This is a genomic window from Streptomyces sp. CO7 (assembly GCF_053474865.1).
Map to the genome: position 1 here is coordinate 445,460 of NZ_JBRIOU010000004.1, position 2,913 is coordinate 448,372.

A 2,913-nucleotide genomic window follows, 5' to 3' on the forward strand; every position below is an offset into this window, starting at 1 on the left:
CGCCGGCCCGCCCGCCGGTCCGCAGGACCCCGAGGGCCCGCGGCCCGGGCGGCTGACCGCCGCCGCGGCGATCTCCGGGCTCGAGGGACTCGCCCTGCTGGCCGGAGGCATCGCCATGATCGCCCTCGGGGCGGGCGACGGCGACATCCGGTCCGGCGTCACCGGAGGGCTGACGCTGCTGGTGCTCGCCCTGCTCCCGCTCACGGCGGCACGCGGCCTGCTGGCTCGGCGCAGCTGGAGCCGCGGGCCGGCGGTGATCACCCAGCTGCTGGCCCTCCCGGTGGCGTACAGCCTGCTCCAGGTGGACAGCGTGGCCATCTGGGCGGGGATCCTGCTCGGCGCCGCCGCCGTGGTGGGCCTGGTCCTGCTGGTCCACCCGACGACGGCCCGGGCCCTCGGGGTACGAGGGCCCGGCAGCGAGTAGGGCGGGCTTCCCACCCCCCGGCCCGCTCCTCGGCTCACGCCCGGCTCACGCCCGGCTCACCCCTGGCTCACTCCCGGATCACTCCTCGACGAGGAGCTTCTCCCGGAGCTGGGCGAGGGTGCGGGCCAGGAGCCGGGAGACGTGCATCTGGGAGATGCCGACCTCCTGCGCGATCTGCGACTGCGTCATGTTCCCGAAGAACCGCAGCAGCAGGATGCGCTTCTCGCGCGGCGGCAGGTCCTCGAGCAGCGGCTTGAGCGACTCGCGGTACTCGACGCCCTCCAGCGCCTCGTCCTCCGCGCCCAGCGTGTCGGCGACGGCCGGCGACTCGTCGTCGGTGTCGGGCACGTCCAGCGACAGGGTCGAGTAGGCGTTGGCCGACTCCAGCCCCTCCAGGACCTCCTCCTCGGAGATCCCCAGCCGCTCGGCGAGCTCGTGGACCGTCGGCGAACGGCCGTGCGTCTGGGAGAGCTCGGCGGTCGCCGTGGTCAGCGACAGGCGCAGCTCCTGCAGGCGCCGCGGCACCCGCACCGCCCAGCCCTTGTCGCGGAAGTGCCGCTTGATCTCGCCGACCACGGTCGGCGTGGCGTAGGTGGAGAACTCCACGCCGCGGTCCGGGTCGAAGCGGTCCACGGACTTGATCAGCCCGATGGTGGCGACCTGTGTCAGGTCGTCCAGGGGCTCGCCGCGGTTGCGGAACCGGCGGGCCAGGTGCTCGACCAGCGGCAGGTGCATGCGCACCAGGCGGTCCCGCAGCTCCCCGTACTCGGGCGTGCCGGGCTCCAGCGAGCGCAGCCGGACGAACAGCGCCCGCGCGGCGCTGCGGTCCTGCGCCACCCGCTCCTCACGGGTCTGCCGGCGGCCCGGGTCACGGGCCGCCTCGACGGCCTCGTGGTGAGACTGCCCGGCGGGCCGCTCGTGGTCCGACGCCGTCTCGTGGCCGCCCGCCGCCCCGGCGGACGCGGCGGAGACCGCCGCGTCCGCGGCCGGCTCGTGGCCGCGCTCGGCCCGGGGCGCGGTGCCCGCGCCCTGTCCGGCATCCCGGTCCTGCTCGCTCATCGCCCTGCCCGTAGCCCTTCCCCGAGCCCCCCGACGCCCGGTCTCCCCCGTCGTGCGAGGCCTGCCGGGCACGCCGCTCGGCTCCGTCGCCTCGTCCGGATGCGGCCGGGCCTGCCCGGGAATCCCGTCGGCTCCGTCCGCCCGTCCGCCCGCTCCGGCCGCGGCCCCGAGGGCGCCGCGTTCGTCGTCCCGCACCGGCCCCTCCCCGTTCCTCACGTCGTCCCGGGCCCCGCGCCGCGCTGTTTGTAGAGGCTGATCGACACGGTGCGGTCCTCGTCCACGGCGGACGAGACCTTGCCCGCCAGGGCCGACAGGACCGTCCACGCGAAGGTGTCGCGCGACGGGGCGTTCCCGTCCGTGGTCGGCGCCGAGACCGTGACCTCGAGCGAATCGTCGACCAGCCGGAACACACAGCTGAGGACCGAACCCGGCACGGCCTGCTGGAGCAGGATCGCGCAGGCCTCGTCCACCGCGATGCGCAGGTCCTCGATCTCGTCGAGGGTGAAGTCCAAGCGGGCGGCGAGACCGGCCGTGGCCGTCCGCAGCACCGACAGGTAGGCACCCGCGGCCGGCAGCCGGACTTCCACGAAGTCCTGGGTCGCGGGCTCGCCTGCGATCTGGGACACCCTCACCTCCAAGGTGGTACAAGCGTTTTCAGGTCCCCGGGAGTCGCCCCTCCGGGGTAACGCGATACATGGTTCAGCGGTGACGCTACCGCGCGCGGGACATTCCTGTCCCCGGGACCCCGGTCGCTCGAACTCACTCCCAGTGAACACCTGTTCACGGAGCGTGTCCAGAGGGTGCGTCGTCGCACGTCGTCACTCTGTGCCGGGTTGACGTACCCATCCGTCACACGCGTCAACCGCGTCACGCGCAAGGGGTGCGGATCCGTTCGCGGCGCGGTGCCGGGCAGTGCGACGCCCCGCGCGGCGAACTGCCGGGCGGGGCGTGGCGTGGCGGGCTCGGGTCGACCGGATCGGCCTGCGGGGCGGTCGACGGGATCAGCGACGGCCGCGGCGGTGGTGGTGGAGTGTCCGTTCGCGGGGCACCTCGGCGGCCGGGGCCCTGAGGTGCTCCTCGTCGGGCGCGTGTCCCTGGGCGGGGCATCCCTGGGACTCGCAGCGGCCGGGGCGCCACACGGGCACGAACGTGCCCATCATCTTGTGACGCCGGACCACCATCGGTACGGGTCGCCCGCACGAGGGACAGACATATCGGTCACTGTCCATACCGCCAGGGTAGATCGCCCGGCGGAACCCCGCACGCGGCCGGCCCCGCGCCCCTCGCCGCCCTCCCCCGAGGGCGCGGGACGCCGGGCCGGGCCGCGTCGGTCGACCGGTGCGGCGGTCGACCGGTGGCACCCTCGACCGGTGGCACCCTCGACCGGTGCGGCGGTCAACTGGTGCGTCGGGTGACGAACTCGGCCAGGG

The 2,913-nt window shown here is 74.8% G+C and carries 3 protein-coding genes; 1 reads left to right on the plus strand and 2 read right to left on the minus strand.

Going from position 1 to position 2,913, the window contains the following annotated elements; translation table 11 throughout:
• The coding region (locus tag ACOV8S_RS14820) for a hypothetical protein (RefSeq protein WP_448318287.1) at positions 1-424 on the plus strand (424 nt) is incomplete at its 5' end.
• Between the two features lie 78 nt (positions 425-502).
• Here ACOV8S_RS14820 and ACOV8S_RS14825 read toward each other — a convergent pair.
• Both ACOV8S_RS14825 and ACOV8S_RS14830 read right to left on the minus strand, forming a co-directional pair.
• Positions 503-1,699, minus strand: a complete 1,197-nt coding sequence (locus tag ACOV8S_RS14825) for an RNA polymerase sigma factor SigF (RefSeq protein WP_448318288.1) — start codon at positions 1,697-1,699, stop codon at positions 503-505.
• Positions 1,696-2,109, minus strand: coding sequence for an anti-sigma regulatory factor (locus ACOV8S_RS14830; protein WP_108954438.1), 414 nt, complete (start codon positions 2,107-2,109; stop codon positions 1,696-1,698). The genes ACOV8S_RS14825 and ACOV8S_RS14830 overlap by 4 nt, the downstream gene beginning before the upstream one ends.
• Between the last annotated feature and the right edge of the window lie 804 nt (positions 2,110-2,913).